General features: G+C 66.9%; 18 protein-coding genes and 1 tRNA gene. 11 read left to right on the top strand and 8 right to left on the bottom strand.

Going from position 1 to position 16424, the window contains the following annotated elements:
- The first annotated feature begins 42 nt into the window (after positions 1 to 42).
- The 7 genes from AC07UK_RS26665 (at position 43) to AC07UK_RS26695 (ending at position 4914) form a co-directional block, all read left to right on the top strand.
- Positions 43 to 432 carry an antitoxin Xre/MbcA/ParS toxin-binding domain-containing protein gene (locus AC07UK_RS26665; protein ID WP_436221363.1) on the top strand — a complete coding sequence of 130 codons (390 nt, stop codon included), beginning with the start codon at positions 43 to 45 and terminating at the stop codon, positions 430 to 432.
- Complete coding sequence (locus tag AC07UK_RS26670) at positions 392 to 1144, top strand: RES family NAD+ phosphorylase (protein ID WP_494686814.1); 753 nt, start codon at positions 392 to 394, stop codon at positions 1142 to 1144. Before AC07UK_RS26665 ends, AC07UK_RS26670 begins: the two co-directional genes overlap by 41 nt.
- A gap of 122 nt (positions 1145 to 1266) precedes the next feature.
- Positions 1267 to 1342 (top strand) — tRNA-Met (locus AC07UK_RS26675).
- 213 nt (positions 1343 to 1555) lie between these two features.
- Positions 1556 to 2140: an NUDIX hydrolase gene (locus tag AC07UK_RS26680; RefSeq protein ID WP_436221361.1), complete on the top strand. Its 585-nt coding sequence runs from the start codon at positions 1556 to 1558 to the stop codon at positions 2138 to 2140.
- Positions 2141 to 2180: 40 nt separating this feature from the next.
- A complete protein-coding gene (gene aat, locus AC07UK_RS26685; protein ID WP_436221360.1) occupies positions 2181 to 2933 on the top strand; it encodes a leucyl/phenylalanyl-tRNA--protein transferase in 753 nt (250 codons plus the stop codon).
- Positions 2934 to 3001: 68 nt separating this feature from the next.
- A complete protein-coding gene (locus AC07UK_RS26690) occupies positions 3002 to 3769 on the top strand; it encodes an arginyltransferase (protein ID WP_436221359.1) in 768 nt (255 codons plus the stop codon).
- A gap of 110 nt (positions 3770 to 3879) precedes the next feature.
- Positions 3880 to 4914 carry a quinone-dependent dihydroorotate dehydrogenase gene (locus AC07UK_RS26695; protein WP_436223062.1) on the top strand — a complete coding sequence of 345 codons (1035 nt, stop codon included), beginning with the start codon at positions 3880 to 3882 and terminating at the stop codon, positions 4912 to 4914.
- A gap of 53 nt (positions 4915 to 4967) precedes the next feature.
- On the opposite strand, the gene AC07UK_RS26700 is transcribed toward AC07UK_RS26695, so the two are convergent.
- On the bottom strand, positions 4968 to 5468 hold the full coding sequence (locus AC07UK_RS26700) for a hypothetical protein (protein ID WP_494686815.1): 501 nt from the start codon (positions 5466 to 5468) through the stop codon (positions 4968 to 4970).
- An 11-nt stretch (positions 5469 to 5479) separates the two neighbouring features.
- Positions 5480 to 6298, bottom strand: coding sequence for a DUF2092 domain-containing protein (locus AC07UK_RS26705; protein ID WP_436221357.1), 819 nt, complete (start codon positions 6296 to 6298; stop codon positions 5480 to 5482).
- Positions 6299 to 6935: 637 nt separating this feature from the next.
- Here AC07UK_RS26705 and AC07UK_RS26710 point away from each other — a divergent pair.
- The 3 genes from AC07UK_RS26710 (at position 6936) to AC07UK_RS26720 (ending at position 9781) form a co-directional block, all read left to right on the top strand.
- Positions 6936 to 7913, top strand: a complete 978-nt coding sequence (locus tag AC07UK_RS26710; protein WP_436221356.1) for an ABC transporter substrate-binding protein — start codon at positions 6936 to 6938, stop codon at positions 7911 to 7913.
- 175 nt (positions 7914 to 8088) lie between these two features.
- Positions 8089 to 8985 carry an ABC transporter permease gene (locus AC07UK_RS26715; protein ID WP_013956412.1) on the top strand — a complete coding sequence of 299 codons (897 nt, stop codon included), beginning with the start codon at positions 8089 to 8091 and terminating at the stop codon, positions 8983 to 8985.
- A 1-nt stretch (position 8986) separates the two neighbouring features.
- Positions 8987 to 9781, top strand: a complete 795-nt coding sequence (locus AC07UK_RS26720; protein WP_035815713.1) for an ABC transporter ATP-binding protein — start codon at positions 8987 to 8989, stop codon at positions 9779 to 9781.
- Positions 9782 to 9845: 64 nt separating this feature from the next.
- Here AC07UK_RS26720 and AC07UK_RS26725 read toward each other — a convergent pair whose 3' ends face one another.
- The 3 genes from AC07UK_RS26725 to AC07UK_RS26735 are packed head-to-tail and all read right to left on the bottom strand — an operon-like array spanning position 9846 to position 12783.
- Positions 9846 to 10892 (bottom strand): tripartite tricarboxylate transporter substrate binding protein, encoded by a 1047-nt coding sequence (locus tag AC07UK_RS26725; RefSeq protein WP_436221355.1) that lies wholly within the window; start codon positions 10890 to 10892, stop codon positions 9846 to 9848.
- A gap of 56 nt (positions 10893 to 10948) precedes the next feature.
- Positions 10949 to 11785: a phosphate/phosphite/phosphonate ABC transporter substrate-binding protein gene (locus tag AC07UK_RS26730; protein ID WP_436221354.1), complete on the bottom strand. Its 837-nt coding sequence runs from the start codon at positions 11783 to 11785 to the stop codon at positions 10949 to 10951.
- Positions 11782 to 12783, bottom strand: coding sequence for an ornithine cyclodeaminase family protein (locus AC07UK_RS26735; protein ID WP_011615047.1), 1002 nt, complete (start codon positions 12781 to 12783; stop codon positions 11782 to 11784). The genes AC07UK_RS26730 and AC07UK_RS26735 overlap by 4 nt, the downstream gene beginning before the upstream one ends.
- A 151-nt stretch (positions 12784 to 12934) precedes the next feature.
- Between AC07UK_RS26735 and AC07UK_RS26740 the strand changes: the two genes are divergently transcribed.
- Entirely contained in the window at positions 12935 to 13822 is an 888-nt protein-coding gene (locus tag AC07UK_RS26740) for a LysR substrate-binding domain-containing protein (protein ID WP_436221353.1), read from the top strand.
- An 18-nt stretch (positions 13823 to 13840) separates the two neighbouring features.
- Here the strand turns inward: AC07UK_RS26740 and AC07UK_RS26745 are convergent, their stop codons facing one another.
- Genes AC07UK_RS26745 through AC07UK_RS26755 form a run of 3 tightly spaced genes read right to left on the bottom strand, consistent with a single transcriptional unit; the run spans position 13841 to position 16274 of the window.
- Complete coding sequence (locus tag AC07UK_RS26745; protein WP_011615045.1) at positions 13841 to 14110, bottom strand: hypothetical protein; 270 nt, start codon at positions 14108 to 14110, stop codon at positions 13841 to 13843.
- The gene (locus tag AC07UK_RS26750; RefSeq protein WP_436221352.1) at positions 14107 to 15519 is read right to left on the bottom strand and encodes a LutB/LldF family L-lactate oxidation iron-sulfur protein; all 1413 of its coding nucleotides are present in this window, start codon (positions 15517 to 15519) and stop codon (positions 14107 to 14109) included. The genes AC07UK_RS26745 and AC07UK_RS26750 overlap by 4 nt, the downstream gene beginning before the upstream one ends.
- A gap of 29 nt (positions 15520 to 15548) precedes the next feature.
- On the bottom strand, positions 15549 to 16274 hold the full coding sequence (locus AC07UK_RS26755) for a (Fe-S)-binding protein (protein WP_011615043.1): 726 nt from the start codon (positions 16272 to 16274) through the stop codon (positions 15549 to 15551).
- Positions 16275 to 16424: the final 150 nt, after the last annotated feature.

The raw sequence follows: 16424 nt of genomic DNA on the forward strand, positions 1-16424 counted from the left end.
TGCATCGCCTATAATATTTCTCAAGAAACAGGAGTGATGGCGATGCAATCGAGGCGGATTCCGGAAATCGATCCCGCCGGCGGCCCCGACCCCGGCACCACGCTGACCAAGGCGGTGATGCGTGCCGCTGGCTTCCTCGGCATTAGCCAGGCCGTCGTGGCAAGCGTGCTGGGCATCAGCACGGCATCGGTGTCGCGCATGGCATCTGGCGGCTATGTGCTCGATGCGCACCGCAAGGAGTGGGAATTCGGCGTGCTGTTCGTGCGCCTGTTCCGATCGCTGGATGCCATCCTGGGCCACGGCGACCAGGCCCGGCTATGGCTGACCCATGAAAACCTGGCGCTGGGCGGCAAGCCCCTTGAAATGATCCGCACAACGGAAGGTCTGGTCCGTGTCGTTCACTACCTGGACGCCACCCGCGGTCGCATCTGAGCGCCGGCAGTTCGCGCTCACGCTGTGGCGGGCGGTGGAGGCCCAGCACGTCGTATCCACCATGCCGCTGGTCGACAGCCTGGAAGAACAGGCTGTGCTGGAAGCCGTGCTCGACGCCGGCAAACCCGCCGTGCCCGCCGAGGCACGCCACCTGCACTACCTGCTGTTCACCCCGTTCCGCTATCCGCCCTCGCCCTGGGGCTCGCGCTTTCGCGCCAGCCAGGACCCGGGCGTGTTCTACGGCGCCAACGAAATCCGCACCGCCTGCGCCGAACTCGGCTACTGGCGCTGGCGCTTCCTCAACGACAGCCCCGCGCTGCCGGGCATCGACGCCCGCGCGCAGACGCTGTTCGAAGTGCGCGTCGAGACCTGGGGCGTGGCGCTGGATACACCGCCGTTCGACCAGGACCTCGCCACCTGGACCGACCCCGACCACCACGAGCCCTGCCAGGCCTTCGGCCGCATCGCGCGCGAAGCCGGCCTCGGCATGATCCGCTACACCTCCGTGCGCGATCCCCAGCATGGCCCCTGCGGCGCGGTGCTGACCCCGCGCGCGTTCTCCCACCCGGCGCCGCTGGCCACCACCACCTGGATGCTGACGGTACGCCGCGACCGCGTGATCTGGCAGCGCGACGACCTGCAGCAACGCGACAGCTTCGAGTTCGAAGCCGCCCTGTGGCAGCGCACAATCGATAACGCTGGCAAGGGATGAACCTCTGACCCGTGCCGGCGATCTAATCGTTATGGCAGGCGGCAATGCTCACCGCTGGAAGGTATTTTCAATCAGGTGTTGCATTGCGCAACCAGATGCTATATAGTCTTCTCTTCGACGGACGCGGGGTGGAGCAGTTGGCAGCTCGTCGGGCTCATAACCCGAAGGTCGCAGGTTCAAGTCCTGCCCCCGCAACCAACCGCATGATGCGTATCATGCGGCGCCGTCAAAGCAGATAAACCCGCCACTGGCGGGTTTTTTGTTTTCTGCTGCCCCGGCGCTGGCAACCAGATGTTGCCCTCCGTGCAGCCCCAGGCTGCATTGACCGATGGTGCCCCACCGCCCCAATCATGCCTGCCGGCCCCCTCGGCGAGGGTGATACACTTTCGCCATTCCTCCCGGACGCCCCTCATGAAATTCTGCTCGAACTGTGGTCATGCGGTCGTGTTGCGCGTGCCTGATGGCGACAACCGCCCGCGCAGTGTTTGCGACAACTGCGGCACCATCCACTACGTCAATCCCCGCAACGTCGTCGGCACGATCCCGGTGTGGGAAGACAAGATCCTGCTGTGCAAGCGCGCGATCGAGCCGCGCTACGGGTTCTGGACCCTGCCGGCGGGCTTCATGGAGATCGGCGAGACCACCGCGCAGGCCGCCTCGCGCGAAACGCTGGAGGAAGCCGGCGCGCGCGTACAGGTCGGCGAGCTGTTCTCGATCCTGAACGTGCCGCATGTGCACCAGGTGCATCTTTTCTACCTGGCCACGCTGGACGACCTGGATATCGCCCCCGGCGAGGAAAGCCTGGAGGTCAAGCTGGTGGAAGAGGCCGATGTGCCCTGGGATGAACTGGCATTCCCCACCGTGATCCACACCCTGCGCTGCTTCTTCGCCGACCGCGCCGCCGGCCGGCTGAAGGACGGCAGCTTCCGGCTGCACAGCCTGGATATCGACAAGCCCATGCGCCCGCTGACCAGCCGGGCCACGGTCACGCCCTGAGCGGCGCGGCTGCCGCGCATCGCCCTACGGCGCAGCCCGCATGATTGCCTGGCTGGACCCGCAAGATCCGTTTCCGCCGGTTGCCGAGGCGCTCGGGCCCGATTCCGAGGCCCCCGGCCTGCTGGCGGCCAGCCGCGACCTGTCGCCCCAGCGGCTGCTGCTGGCGTACCGCCAGGGCATCTTCCCGTGGTATTCGAGTGGCCAGCCGGTGCTGTGGTGGAGCACCGATCCGCGCATGGTGCTGCCCCCGCCGGCGCTGCGCGTCTCGCTCAACCTGCGCAAGACCCTGCGGCGCGTGCTGCGCGATGCTGACTGGGAAATCCGCGTCGACGACGACTTCCTGGCGGTGATGCGCGCCTGTGCGACCACGCCGCGCGACGGCCAGGATGGCACCTGGATCACCGACGACATCATTGCCGCGTACGGTACGCTGCACCGCAACGGCATGGCCCATTCGGTCGAAAGCTGGTACCGCGGCGAACGCGTAGGCGGCCTGTATGGGGTGGCGCTGGGGCGGATGTTCTTCGGCGAATCGATGTTCGCGCACCGCACCGATGCCTCGAAGATTGCGCTGGCGGCGCTGTGCGCGTTCCTCGGCAATCACGGCGTGGCGATGATAGACTGCCAGCAGGAAACCGACCACCTGGCCTCGCTGGGTGCGCGCCCGATCCCCCGCGCGGAATTCGTGGCCCATGTGCGGGCGGCGACGGCGCAACCGGCGATCAGCCCGTGGCGGTTCGACAAATCGGTGCTGGAGCGCTGGGCCGGGACGCCAGCCGCGCCGGCCGGCTGAAACCTGGCACGGGACGCCCCGCTGACTGCGCGTCCGGCCACAACGTCCCGCCCGGAGCCCCCTGAGTCATGAGCAAGCTGAAGGAACTTCCGCTCTCCGCGCTGCAGTTCTATGCCACGGCGCCCTACGCTTGCAGCTATCTCGACGGCCGCATGGCACGCTCCCAGGTTGCCACCCCGGCGCACCTGATCAATGCCGACGTCTATTCACGCCTGGTGCGCGCCGGTTTTCGTCGCAGCGGCATCTTCACCTACCGGCCGTATTGCGACGAATGCCACGCCTGCACGCCTTGCCGCGTGGTGGTCGACCAGTTCGCGCCGGACCGCTCGCAGCGCCGCGCCTGGAGCCGCCACCAGCACCTGCAGGCACTGGTGGCGCCGCTGACCTATGTCGAAGAGCATTATTCGCTGTACCTGCTGTACCAGTCGATGCGCCACGCCGGCGGCGGCATGGACCAGGACAGCCGCGACCAGTACGAACAGTTTCTGCTGCAGAGCCGCGTCAACTCGCGCCTGGTGGAGTTCCGCGAACCGCCGGGCTCGCCCGAGGCCGGGCGCCTGCGCATGGTCAGCATGATCGACGTGCTCGACGACGGGCTGTCGTCGGTCTACACCTTCTACGACCCGCTCGAACGCAACGCCAGCTACGGCACCTACAACATCCTGTGGCAGATCCGCCAGACGCGCGAGCTGGGCCTGCCGCACCTCTACCTGGGCTACTGGATCGCCGACAGCCGCAAGATGGCCTACAAGGCACGCTTCCGGCCGCTGCAGGTTCTGACCGGCAACCACTGGCACGCGTTCGAGGATGAAGCCGGGGATGCGGCCAGCCCCTAGCCTGCACCCAGCCGGGAATAGCCGGGGCGCGGCATCCGTCCGCGCGCTGCCCGGGCATGCGGCCCAGCCGCTACAATGCGGGCCTGGTATTCACTCTGCCCCTGCCCCACGTGCTCAACGCGCTCTACCCCCTGTTTCGCCCGGCCCTGTTCTCGATGGATGCCGAGGACGCCCACCATTTCACGCTGAACAACCTGCTGCGCGCCCACCGCATGGGCCTGGGCGGCTGCATCGGCAACAAGATCGCCGACGACCCGCGCACGGTCATGGGGGTGCGCTTCCCCAACCCGGTCGGCCTGGCCGCGGGGCTGGACAAGGACGGCGCCTATATCGACGGGCTGGCCGCGCTCGGCTTCGGCTCTATCGAGGTGGGCACGGTCACGCCGCGCGCGCAGCCGGGCAACCCGCGCCCGCGCATGTTCCGGCTGCCGCAGGCAGATGCGCTGATCAACCGCATGGGCTTCAACAACGGTGGCGTCGATGCCTTTGTCGCCAATGTGCGGGCATCGCGCTGGAAGGCCGAGGGCGGCGTGCTGGGGCTGAACATCGGCAAGAACGCCGATACGCCGATCGAGCGCGCCAACGATGACTACCTCTACTGCCTGGAGCGCGTCTACCCGCACGCCAGCTACGTGACGGTCAATATCTCGTCGCCCAACACCAAGAACCTGCGCCAGCTGCAAGGCGCGAGCGAGCTGGACAGCCTGCTGTCGACGCTGAAGGATGCGCAGCAGCGCCTGGCCGACCGGCACAAGCGCTACGTGCCGCTGGCGCTGAAGATCGCGCCGGACCTGGATGCCGACCAGGTCGGCAATATCGGCGACGCACTGGTGCGGCACAAGATCGACGGCGTGATCGCCACCAACACCACCATCTCGCGCGAGGCGGTCAAGGGCCTGCCCCACGCCGACGAAGCCGGCGGCCTGTCCGGCCGCCCGGTGTTCGAGGCCTCGACCCGGGTGGTGCGCGCGCTGCACGGCGTGGTCGGCGACGCGGTGCCGATCATCGGCGTGGGCGGCATCTTCGGCGGCGCCGATGCGCGCGCCAAGATCGATGCCGGCGCGAAGCTGGTGCAGGTCTACAGCGGCCTGATCTACCGCGGCCCGGCGCTGGTGCGCGAGTGCGCCGCGGCGCTGCGCGGCTGAGCCGGCGCCGTCAGGCAGGACTGACGCGGCTCAACCGATCGCAGCCGGCCGCGTCAGTACGGAGCATTCACCACAACGTACTGGGGTCCCTGCGGCTGATACCAGGTGCTGCCGCATTGCTGGTACACCATGCCGCCATAGCTGACCGGGACGCAGCTTGGCGGAACCGAGCGCACGACCGAACCCACCACAGCAGCGGTCACAGCCACCGTTGCGGTAACGGCGGCAGCGGTGGCAACCGGATGGTAGTCGTTGTCCCAGCCGCCGCAGCATCCGCCATGCGTGTCGACATTGACGTTGACGTTCCGGTTCGTATTGACGTTGACGTTCCGGTTGGCACTGACACTGTTCACGCTGGCGCTGCGCACATTGTTCGTACGCGCGTCGGCCCGCACGTTGCTGACCTGTGCGCCACCACCACCACCACCACCACCACCACCGCCGCGCCCCACGGCGTGACCGCCGCCACGCGCTTCAGCCTGCGGCACCCAGCCATAGGTGGCAAGCACGACGGCACCCAGGAGCGCGAGGAGGGACTTTTCGACTCGTTTCATGTGCCTCTCCTTCACTGGGTCTTGAGCGGAACGAACTTGGCCTCACGGGCGCCCTGCGGCGGCGTGAAGTGGAAGACGGAATCCTTGAAAGCCGGCTTCAGCTTCCAGTCCAGCCAGGTCACCGACTGCGGACGTGCCTCGTCAGCCCGGTTGGTCATCACCACCTTGCGCGGCACCGGACGGCTGCCGCTTGCAATCCAGATCTGCCAGTCGACCGCCTCCTGGCGCAAGGCATAGTGATCGCAGAGGGTGCCATCGATGTAGTCCCTGCCCGCGTACATGGCCGAGGTGATGTTGTCCACAGGTGCCGCGGGCGTTCCCCACAGGAACAGGTCGCCGATCGGCACCTCGATCCCGAACCGCTGGCGCAGATGAACGATCAGGTCGCCAAGGTTTTCCGTCACGCCGGCTGACGCGTAGTACTTTTGCTCCGGCTGGTAGAGCGTAACGGTCTTGCCGTCGTAGAACAGGTCACGTTGCGCGCGCGCGCTTCGCATCTGCGCCCGAATCTTGTTCGGCCGGTCGATGTCGATCTTGGCGGTCGCCGAATGCTGCAGCTTCTGGCCATCGGCCAGGACGCGCTCGCCGTCCAGGTCGATATCGACGCTGAAACGCTTCAGCGTCGACAGGTAGGTGCCCATGTTGTTCAGGGCCTGGATCACCGCCGGGTCCACGGCATTGCCTGCCGGCTTGCTGGCAGCCGCCGGTTCAGTGGAAGCCGCGGGCTGGACCGACGCGGGCTGCGTAACCGGCGCCGAAGCCGTCGGGGCCGGGCTGCTGCACGCCGCAAGCGAGACCCCCAGCACGGCAATACTCAAGACACGATACATAGCGAACCTCACAGGTTTTGATGCCATCACGGAGGACAATCCATCTCATCGCTCGCGGATCCAGCACTGTGCCGGAGAGTTCGGGGCAAGCCCTCTTCCAGGGGTGTCCCGGCGCTGCCGCGGTGGATGAATGCTAGCTGATCTGAAATTCCGGATATCGATCGGAAGACATGAATCTTTTCGAAACGTGAATTCAAGATCCCCGCTTTGACCGTCAGTACGTGGCGCGTGCCCCATCGTTTTCATCATGGTGGTGAAGGCCAGGGATCGAGGAAAGCCTCGACACCCGGATCGCGCAATTGCATGAAGATGTCGCCGCCGCAATCAGGGTAATCCACAAGCAAAATATGAATCCCGCGCAATTAAATGCGCCTCGATGGCGGATTGCGGGCGTCTGACAGCATCCGATGCCCCACTTCGGCATGATGACTGTCCATATCGTGCGCGGGAAGTGGTATCCTCGCAGGCTTATCGCTGTCGCATCCGACGCGCCCGCGCACGCTCCCTCCAGCCGCAGGAAGCCGCCGCGCCCGCCCGGACCGGCACCGTACGCCAGCATGCGCGCGGGCCAGGACGGCGGACCGAACCATCCGCGGCCGTATCCAATCCAGAACCGAGTTTCGGGGGAGAACAGACAATGAAGTCCATCAGGGGTCTCGCAGCAACCAAGTCCATCCTGGGCGGCGCCGTGGCGCTGGCACTGCTGTACGGCGGCGCCGTGCAGGCCCAGACCGTCAAGGTGCTGTCGATCGTTGACCATCCCGCGCTGGACGCCATCCGCGACGGCGTGCGCGCCGAACTGAAGGCCGCCGGCTATGACGCCGACAAGAGCCTGAAGTGGGAATACCAGAGCGCCCAGGGCAACACCGGCACCGCGGCGCAGATCGCCCGCAAGTTCGTCGGCGACAACCCGAACGCCATCGTTGCCATCGCCACGCCGTCGGCCCAGGCCGTGGTTGCCGCCACCAAGACCGTGCCGGTGGTGTACTCGGGCGTGACCGATCCGGTCGCCGCGCAGCTGGTCAAGAGCTGGTCGGCCTCGGGCACCAACGTGACCGGCGTGTCGGACAAGCTGCCGCTGGACAAGCAGGTCGCCCTGATCAAGCGCGTGGTGCCCAAGGCCAAGACCGTGGGCATGGTCTACAACCCGGGCGAAGCCAACTCGGTGGTAGTGGTCAAGGAACTGAAGGAGCTGCTGGCCAAGGACGGCCTGACGCTCAAGGAAGCCGCCGCGCCGCGTACCGTGGACATCGGCCCGGCCGCCAAGAGCCTGATCGGCAAGGTCGACGTGATCTACACCAACACCGACAACAACGTGGTGTCGGCGTATGAGTCCCTGGTCAAGGTCGCCAACGAATCCAAGATCCCGCTGGTGGCCGCCGATACCGACAGCGTCAAGCGTGGCGCCGTGGCCGCGCTGGGCATCAACTACGGCGACCTCGGCCGCCAGACCGGCAAGGTCGTGGTGCGCATCCTGAAGGGCGAGAAGCCGGGCGCGATCGCCTCGCAGACCAGCGACAACCTGGAACTCTTCGTCAACACGGGCGCCGCTGCCAAGCAAGGCGTCACGCTGTCGCCGGAGCTGGTCAAGGAAGCCAAGACGGTCATCAAGTAAGCACAGACCAGCACTGCCCCCTGCCGCCGCAAGGCGGCGGGTGCTCCGTCGGGCCTATCCGGCCCGACGGGACAGAACAGGGCGAGGCGGCCGGCAGCCCCACACGGGCGTGCCGGCCCACCCGCCCCGAAGGCGGCGCCAAGGCAGCTGCCAGCCCCTGCAACAGGATTCCCCCATGTCCCTCTTTTCCCTTCTGGGCGCCCTGGAGATCGGCCTGATCTTCAGCCTGGTGGCGCTCGGGGTGCTGATCTCCTTCCGCATCCTCAACTTCCCCGACCTGACCGTTGATGGCAGCTTTCCGCTCGGCGGCGCCGTCGCCGCGACGCTGATCGCCGCCGGCCAGGACCCGTTCGTGGCCACTGCCGTGGCGATCGCGGCCGGCGCGCTGGCAGGCTTCATCACCGGCTGGCTCAATGTGCGCCTGAAGATCATGGATCTGCTCGCCAGTATCCTGATGATGATCGCGCTGTACTCGGTCAACCTGCGCATCATGGGCCGCCCCAATGTGCCGCTGATCACCGAGCCCACGCTGTTCACCATCCTGCAGCCCGAATGGCTGCCTGACTACGTGCTGCGCCCGCTGGTGCTGCTCGTGGTGGTGGTGGTGGCCAAGGTCGGCCTGGACTGGTTCTTCAGCTCGCAGCTGGGCCTGGCGATGCGCGCCACCGGCGCCAACCCGCGCATGGCCCGCTCGCAGGGCATCCCCACCGGCCGCGCCACGCTGGCCGGCATGGCGCTGTCCAATGCGCTAGTGGCACTGGCCGGCGCGCTGTTCGCGCAGACCCAGGGCGGCTCCGATATCTCCATGGGCATCGGCACCATCGTGATCGGCCTGGCCGCGGTGATCATCGGCGAAACCATCCTGCCGGCACGCCGCCTGATCTGGACCACGCTGGCCGTGGTGCTGGGCGCCATCCTGTACCGCTTCTTCATTGCGCTGGCGCTGAACAGCGACTTCATCGGCCTCAAGGCGCAGGACCTGAACCTGGTCACCGCCGCGCTGGTGACGATCGCGCTGGTGCTGCCGGCGACCCGCAAGAAGCTGTTCGCCCGCAAGAACGGAGGTGCCTGAGATGCTGCGCGCACAAGACCTGAAGCTCACCTTCAACCCGGGCACCCCGATCGAGACCCGCGCCCTGCGCGGCCTCAGCCTGGAGATCCCGAGCGGCCAGTTCGTGGCCGTGATCGGCTCCAACGGCGCCGGCAAGTCGACCTTCCTGAACGCGATCAGCGGCGACCAGATGGTCGACTCGGGCCGCATTGCCATCGATGACACCGACGTCACGCGCCAGCCCGCATGGGATCGCGCCCGACTGGTGGCCCGCGTGTTCCAGGACCCGATGGCCGGCACCTGCGAGGCGCTGACCATCGAGGAAAACATGGCCCTGGCCATGGCCCGCGGCAGCCGCCGCGGCTTCCGCCCGGCACTGAACCGCGCCTCGCGCGAGCTGTTCCGCGAGAAGCTGCGGCTGCTGAACCTGGGGCTGGAGAACCGCCTGACGGACCGCATCGGCCTGCTCTCCGGCGGCCAGCGCCAGGCGGTGAGCCTGCTGATGGCCTCGCTGCAGCCGTCGCGCATTCTGCTGCTGGACGAGCACACCGCCGCGCTGGACCCGAAGACCGCGGCCTTCGTGCTGGAGCTGACCGCGCGCATCGTCGAGGAGAGCAAGCTGACCACGATGATGGTGACGCACAGCATGCGCCAGGCGCTGGACTATGGGCAGCGCACGGTGATGCTGCACCAGGGGCAGGTGGTGCTGGACGTGTCGGGCGACAAGCGCAAGGGCCTGGATGTGCCGGACCTGCTGAAGATGTTTGAGCAGACGCGGCACGAGCAGCTGGATGATGATGCGCTCTTGCTGGGTTGAAGACAGCGGGCAATGAAGACGGGGAGCCAGGCGGCTCCCCTTTTTCATGCCAGTGCGCGACGCTTCAGTCGATAGTGATATGCCGCTGCCGAATCACGCCGGCCCAGCGCGCGCTTTCCTTCTGGATGGTGGTGGCAAGCTGCTGCGGCGTGCCGCCGGCCGCTTCCATCCCCAGCGTTGCCAGCTTTTCCTTCAGCGTCGCATCAGCCAGCACTGCATCAACATGCTGACTGAGCTTGCGCACGATCTCCGCGGGCGTACCGGCCGGGGCCATCAGCGCATACCACGACAACGCCTCGAACTTCGGAAAGCCCTGTTCGGCGATGGTCGGTACATCGGGCAGCACCGCCGAGCGCTTGGCGCTGGCCACACCCAGCGGGCGCAGCTTGCCGGCCTTGATATAGGGCAGCGCCGCCGACATCTGCGCGAACATCATCGTCACCTGGCCGCCGACCACATCGGTCATGGCCGGGCTGATGCCCTTGTACGGCACGTGGTTCAGCTTGACATGGGCATCCAGCTGCAGCAGTTCGCCGGCCAGGTGCGCCTGGCTGCCGGCGCCGGGCGAAGCAAAGCTCAGCTCACCCGGCTTCTGCCCGGCCAGCTTGAGCAGTTCCGCCAGCGTTTTGACTGGCGTGGCCGCATTGACCACCAGCACGTTCTCGGCGGTGGCCAGCATCGCCACCGGCGCCAGATCGGCCGGCTTGTACGGCAGGTTCGGCATCAGCGTGGGGTTCACCGCGATATTGCCGACCGGCACCAGCGCCAGCGTATAGCCGTCGGGCGCGGCCTTGGCCACCATGTCGACGCCGATGGTGCCGGCAGCGCCGGCCTTGTTCTCCACCAGCACGCTCTGGCCGGTGGCCTTGGCGATGCCTTCGCCAACCGCGCGGCCGAGCACATCGGCGGGCCCGCCGGCGGCGAACGGCACCACGATGCGCACCGGCTTGGCGGGGTACCCAGGCGGCTGGGCCAGCGCGGGTGCGGCAGCGAGCCACGGGGCGCAGGCCGCGATGCAGGCAAGCATGCAGCGCATGGCCATGCGTCGAAGGACAGGATTTACGGCGGGCTTCACGGCAGCTTCCACATCAGGTTTCACAGCGGTCTTCATGACGGTTTCCCCTATTTGGCAGTGATCAGGCTTGGCTCCCCCACCGCGCCGGCAGTCTAATTATCGTGCTTGGCCGTGCCCGGTCCGGCATCGGTCAGCGCAAACCCCGCCTGGTCCGCTTCGCGTGCGAGTTCAGGCAGAACGGCATAGTCGGCCGGTTGCACCGGCGCAAAGCGCGCCAGCCCCAGCATGGACAGCAACGCGGTCCCCGTTGCACCCTCATGCAGCGTCAGCAGCGCGGCACGCACGTACGCGCACTCGTGCGGGTCGGCCTGAGCCGAGGCGACCAGCGGCGGGATCGGCGCGGCCGGGGTCACCTCCAGCGTTTTCAGCTGGCCCGCGAGCCCGGGTTCGAAGCGGCGCAGCAGGTCCAGCACATAGCTGTCGACCACTCCCACCTCGGCGTCCCCGCCGATGACCGCGTCGATGACTTGGCGCGGGGTTGGCGTGGGTGCGGCGGCAGGCCGGTACAGCGCACGGGTGCCGGCCGGCGCCAGCCGCATCAGGTGATGGCGCGGCGCGTTGTAGCCCGAGTTGGACTCTGGCAGCATGCATGCCAGCCGAGCGCCGAAGGTCTGCGCCAGCGCCTGCACCGGCGCGTCAGCACGCACGATGAATTCGCTGAAGTAGACCGGGCGCCCGCCGTAGCGCGCCAGCACCGGCACCGGCGCGGCCAGCAATTGCGGCGTTACCGGCGCGCTGGCATAGGGATAGCCGCACATGAATACGCAGCCGCAGTCCGGTCGCGCCCACAACGCGTTGACCGGGGCCGGCGCGGGATGTTCGACATACGGCAGGTCCACGCCTGCGCGGTCGGCCACGTGCGCCAGCAGCGCGCGCCACGCCTGCTCCACCGGCGCGCTGACCGAGTACATGCGGGCGTTGGCGATCATGCGTAGAGCAACCTCTGGCCCAGGCCGCGGCTCTCGGCCTTTTTCAGGATGGCGTGGCCCAGCGCGATATCGCTCAGCGACAGGCCGCGGTGCCAGAACAGGTTGGTCTCGTCGTCGCTCTGGCGGCCCGGCTTGCGCCCGGCGACGATCTCGCCCAGTTCGGCATAGAGCGTCTGTTCCGACAGCTTGCCGGCTTCCACATGCGCGCGCAGCGAGCCGAACATGCCGCCCTTGCACTGGCCCCAGTCATCCACCACCATCCTGGTCATGATGTCGGTCAGCGACAGCTCGACCGCGCTCATGGTGCCGTACGGCACGACAAAGGCGCCTGGCTTGATCCACTCGGTCTTCAGCATCGGCGTGGGCCGCTCCAGGCGCGAAGCCTCGATCACGATATCGGCGCCGCGCACGCACGACTCCCAGTCTTCGGTGACGACGATCTTCTTGCCGAGATCGCGCTCCAGCCTCGCGGCGAAGGCATTGCGGCTTTCGGGGCGGCGCGAGTGCACGCGGATCTCGTCGAAGTCGAACAGGCTGTCGAGCAGGCGCACATTCCAGTAGGAGGTGCCGCGCGCGCCGATATGGCCCAGCACCTTGCTGTTGCGGCGCGCCAGATGCTTGGCGCCGAGCGCGGTCAGCGCGCCGGTGCGGGCATCGGTAATGAAGGTGGCATCGATCATCGCCACCGGCATGCCGGTGCGCGGATCGAACAGGTTGAGCATCGCCATTTCCGATGGCAGCCCGAGCTTGTAGTTGTCGACGAAGTCGCCGACGATCTTGACGCCTGCCAGCCCCAGCGGCGCCACATAGCCGCGCAACACGTTGAAGTGGCCGTTGAAGGCGGGGTCGGGAATCAGGTGCACGCGTGGCTCGATCACGGTCTGGCCGTTGCCCTGCGCCACCAGCGCCTGTTCGACCGCGTCGAGGATCTCGGCGTCGGTCATTTCCAGGCGCGCAATGTCCTTGCCGTTGATGTAGGTGAGATGGATGTCGCTCATACAGTCTCCTGCCTCCGGGATGGAAAACCCTGCACATCGCTGGTGCGTGCCCTGTGGCGCGCGGCGTGTGTCGATGGAGTCCAGTGTAGGTATGGCGCCATTGACTGTCATATGCTTATATGTCCACCAGCCTTAACATCAGGTTAATGCCATGAAAATGAACCTGCGCCAGATCGAGGTATTCCGCGCGGTGATGCTGACCGGCTCGATCAGCGGCGCGTCCAAGCTGCTGTATGTGTCGCAGCCGGCCATCAGCCGGCTGATGTCGCACACCGAGCAACGCCTCGGCCTGGAGTTATTCCGCCGCACCAAGGGGCGCCTCTACCCTACGCCGGAAGCGCGGCGCCTGCTGGGCGAGGTGAATGCGGTCTACGAAGGGATCGAGCGCGTCAACGAGATCGCCGAGGACCTCGCGGCCAACCGCACCGGCAGCCTGCGCCTCACATGCAGCCCCAACCTGGGCCAGACCGTGCTGCCGCGCGCCATCGCGAGCTTTCGCGCCGCGCACCCGGCGGTGCGCGTGGTGGTGCGAACGCAGATCCCCGGCAATATGCTGCGCGCGTTACTGTCGGGACAGGTGGACCTGGCCGTGTCGAACATGCCGCTGGTGCACCCCAACCTGGAGGCGCGCCTGCTGGTAAAGAACGCGATCGTGGCACTGGTGCCGGTGGATCACCGGCTGGCCACGCGGAGTTGGGTGCGCCCGGCCGAGCTGGTCGGAGAAGACCTGATCGGCTACGGACCGGACGTGCCGTTCGGATTGCTGGTCCACGAGATGTTCGGCAGCGAGGGCAACCAGCCCGATATGCGCGTGCAGGTGGAGCAGGCGCACGTGGCGCGCGCGCTGGCGCAGGCCGGCGCCGGCATCGCGCTGGTCGATGCCATGACCGTGTTCGGCCAGAGCTGGCCCAATATCGTTGCGGTGCCGATACGCACCAAGGTCAATGCCTCGGTGCAGATCTTCCATGTGCAGACCGAACCGCTGTCGCGGCTGTCGCTGGAATTCGTGGATACGCTGACGGGGATGATGAAGGGCTAGTGGTGCTGTACTGAAGCCTCAGACCGTTGCCGCCTTGTCCAGCCAGCGCGTCAGCTGGTCCGTCACAGCCGAACTCGAAAACGAGCAGCTATCCTGCGCGAACACTGCCGACATCTCGAGCCGGCGCAGCAGCTCTTCCATCGCCTGCCCGTAGACCGGCGGCAGCGCCAGCCCGGTACCGGCTTCGCGCCATGCGCGCACCAGGTCGCCAGCGGGCATCGATCCGGCCAGGTGCTGGTCCAGTGCGGCACGCATGCGCGCCAGTGCTTCGTTGTTGGCGGCGCTCATGAACGTGCCCTCCTTTCCTTGTACAGTTCGCGGAACGTGCGGCCCGACGGGGCCGGCATGTCGCGGGTTTCGGTCCAGCCCTTGCCCGCCATCGGCAGGCTGGCAATCAGCTTGTTGCTGCCGCCCATGCGGCCCAGCAGCCAGGCGCCGATGCGGGTGACAAAGGCATACAGCTCCGGGCGTTTGGCGACGTAGCCCCACGCCTGCAGCGCGAAGCGCTCCTGCCATGGGCGCAGCCCGCGCTCCATCTGCTTCTCGCGCAGCTTGCGCAGCAGGTCCGACAGCGGGATCGATGCCGGGCACACGCGGTTGCACTCGCCGCACATGGTCGCCGCCTGCGGCAGGTCGATCGCATTGGCCAGGCCGACGTAGCTGGGCGTCAGCACGCTGCCCATCGGGCCCGGATAGACCCAGCCATACGCGTGGCCGCCGATCTTCTGGTAGACCGGACAGTGGTTCATGCAGGCGCCGCAGCGGATGCAGCGCAGCATCTCCTGGAAGTCGCCGCCGATCAGCCCGGTGCGGCCGCCATCGACCAGCACGAAGTACATGTGCTCGGGGCCGTCGCGCTCGCCCTCGGCGCGCGGGCCGGTCAGCAGCGAGAAGTAGTTCGAGATGGCCTGGCCGGTGGCCGAGCGCGGCAGCAGGCGCATCACCGTGGCCAGGTCTTCCAGCGTCGGCAGCACCTTTTCGATGCCGGTCACGGCCACGTGCACGCGCGGCATCACCGTGCACATGCCTTCGTTGCCCTCGTTGGTGACCACCGCCACCGAGCCGGTCTCGGCAATGATGAAGTTGCCGCCGGTGACGCCCATGTCGGCGCTCAGGAACTCGGGGCGCAGCACTTCGCGCGCCTCGCGCGTCATCTCCGGGATCTCGGTCAGCCGCGGCTTGTGGTGGACCCTGGCGAACAGGTCGGCGATCTCGTCCTTGTCCTTGTGCACCACCGGCGCAATGATGTGCGACGGCGGTTCCGAGTCGTTGATCTGCAGGATGTATTCGCCCAGGTCGGTCTCGATGCTCTGCACGCCCATCTCGCCCAGCACCTGGTTTAGCCGCATTTCCTCGGTCACCATGGACTTGCTCTTGATGACCTTCTTCACGCCATGCTTCTGCGCGATCTCGGCCACCAGGCGCGCGGCATCGGCAGTGGTCTCGGCAAACAGCACCGTGGCGCCGCGCTTCGTCGCGTTCTCTTCGAAGGTGGCCAGCCAGACGTCGAGGTTTTCCAGCGCGCGGTCGCGGCGCTCTTTCAGGGCCTCGCGCGTGGCGTCGAAGTCGATATCGCGGATCGCGTCGGCGCGGGCCGTGACGAACTTGGTCGAAAGCTTCTTCAGGTTCTGCTGCAGGCGCTGGTCGGCCAGCTTCTGGCCGGCGCGCGCCTTGAATTCCATGCTGTGGACTTGCATCGTGGCGATTCCCCCGATTTCAGCGGATGTCAGGCGTCGCCCGCCAGCACCTGGGCGATATGCAGCACGCGCGTGCTGCTGTCGCCGGTGCGGCGCAGGCGGCCTTCGATATTGAGGATGCAACCCAGGTCGCCCAGCACCACCGTATCGGCGCCGCTGGCCTTGATGTTGGCGCACTTCTCATCGACGATCGCCGTCGAGATATTGCCGTACTTGACCGAGAAGGTGCCGCCAAAACCGCAGCAGGCTTCGCAATCCTTCATTTCTGTCAACTGCACGCCCGGCAGGCGCGACAGCAGCTCACGCGGCTGCTGCTTGACGCCCAGCTCGCGCAGGCCGGAACAGGAATCGTGATAGGTGACATGGCCCGAGAACGACGACGGCAGCGTCTGCACCCTGGCCACGTTGACCAGGAAATCCGTCAGCTCGAACACGCGTTCGCGCAGGCGCTCGTAGCGGCCGTTGAGTTCGGGATCGTTGTGCAGCAGGTCGCCGTAGTGCTGGCGGATCATGCCGCCGCAACTGCCCGACGGCACCACGATGTAGTCGAACATCTCGAACTCGCGCAGGAATTTCTCCGCCAGGTCGCGCGACACCGCGCGCTCGCCCGAGTTGTAGGCCGGCTGGCCGCAGCAGGTCTGCGCCTCGGGCACCATGACCTCGTAGCCGGCGGCTTCCAGCAGCTTGAGCACCGAAAACCCGATTTCCGGACGCATCAGGTCCACCAGGCAGGTGGCGAACAGACCAACTCGCATTGTCGACTTCTCCAGACCCCGAAACCCCGCAATTATGCGCGTTTGCGTCGCGCGTGGCGCACAAACCGTTCAGCAAGCACGTGAATCCGGTGCAATGCACATCACTTCCGGGAGCGACATCACCGGGCGTTTCTTACGGTAATGTCATTT

This window comes from Cupriavidus sp. GW821-FHT07C08 (genome assembly GCF_059419025.1).

Excerpts from the sequence above, each read along its gene's own strand:
- AC07UK_RS26665 (WP_436221363.1), top strand. The coding sequence starts at position 43 with ATGCAATCGAGGCGGATTCCGGAAATCGATCCCGCCGGCGGCCCCGAC.
- AC07UK_RS26680 (WP_436221361.1), top strand. The coding sequence starts at position 1,556 with ATGAAATTCTGCTCGAACTGTGGTCATGCGGTCGTGTTGCGCGTGCCT.
- aat (WP_436221360.1), top strand. The coding sequence starts at position 2,181 with ATGATTGCCTGGCTGGACCCGCAAGATCCGTTTCCGCCGGTTGCCGAG.
- AC07UK_RS26690 (WP_436221359.1), top strand. The coding sequence starts at position 3,002 with ATGAGCAAGCTGAAGGAACTTCCGCTCTCCGCGCTGCAGTTCTATGCC.
- AC07UK_RS26700 (WP_494686815.1), bottom strand. The coding sequence starts at position 5,468 with ATGAAACGAGTCGAAAAGTCCCTCCTCGCGCTCCTGGGTGCCGTCGTG.
- AC07UK_RS26705 (WP_436221357.1), bottom strand. The coding sequence starts at position 6,298 with ATGTATCGTGTCTTGAGTATTGCCGTGCTGGGGGTCTCGCTTGCGGCG.
- AC07UK_RS26710 (WP_436221356.1), top strand. The coding sequence starts at position 6,936 with ATGAAGTCCATCAGGGGTCTCGCAGCAACCAAGTCCATCCTGGGCGGC.
- AC07UK_RS26715 (WP_013956412.1), top strand. The coding sequence starts at position 8,089 with ATGTCCCTCTTTTCCCTTCTGGGCGCCCTGGAGATCGGCCTGATCTTC.
- AC07UK_RS26720 (WP_035815713.1), top strand. The coding sequence starts at position 8,987 with ATGCTGCGCGCACAAGACCTGAAGCTCACCTTCAACCCGGGCACCCCG.
- AC07UK_RS26725 (WP_436221355.1), bottom strand. The coding sequence starts at position 10,892 with ATGAAGACCGCTGTGAAACCTGATGTGGAAGCTGCCGTGAAGCCCGCC.
- AC07UK_RS26730 (WP_436221354.1), bottom strand. The coding sequence starts at position 11,785 with ATGATCGCCAACGCCCGCATGTACTCGGTCAGCGCGCCGGTGGAGCAG.
- AC07UK_RS26735 (WP_011615047.1), bottom strand. The coding sequence starts at position 12,783 with ATGAGCGACATCCATCTCACCTACATCAACGGCAAGGACATTGCGCGC.
- AC07UK_RS26740 (WP_436221353.1), top strand. The coding sequence starts at position 12,935 with ATGAAAATGAACCTGCGCCAGATCGAGGTATTCCGCGCGGTGATGCTG.
- AC07UK_RS26745 (WP_011615045.1), bottom strand. The coding sequence starts at position 14,110 with ATGAGCGCCGCCAACAACGAAGCACTGGCGCGCATGCGTGCCGCACTG.
- AC07UK_RS26750 (WP_436221352.1), bottom strand. The coding sequence starts at position 15,519 with ATGCAAGTCCACAGCATGGAATTCAAGGCGCGCGCCGGCCAGAAGCTG.
- AC07UK_RS26755 (WP_011615043.1), bottom strand. The coding sequence starts at position 16,274 with ATGCGAGTTGGTCTGTTCGCCACCTGCCTGGTGGACCTGATGCGTCCG.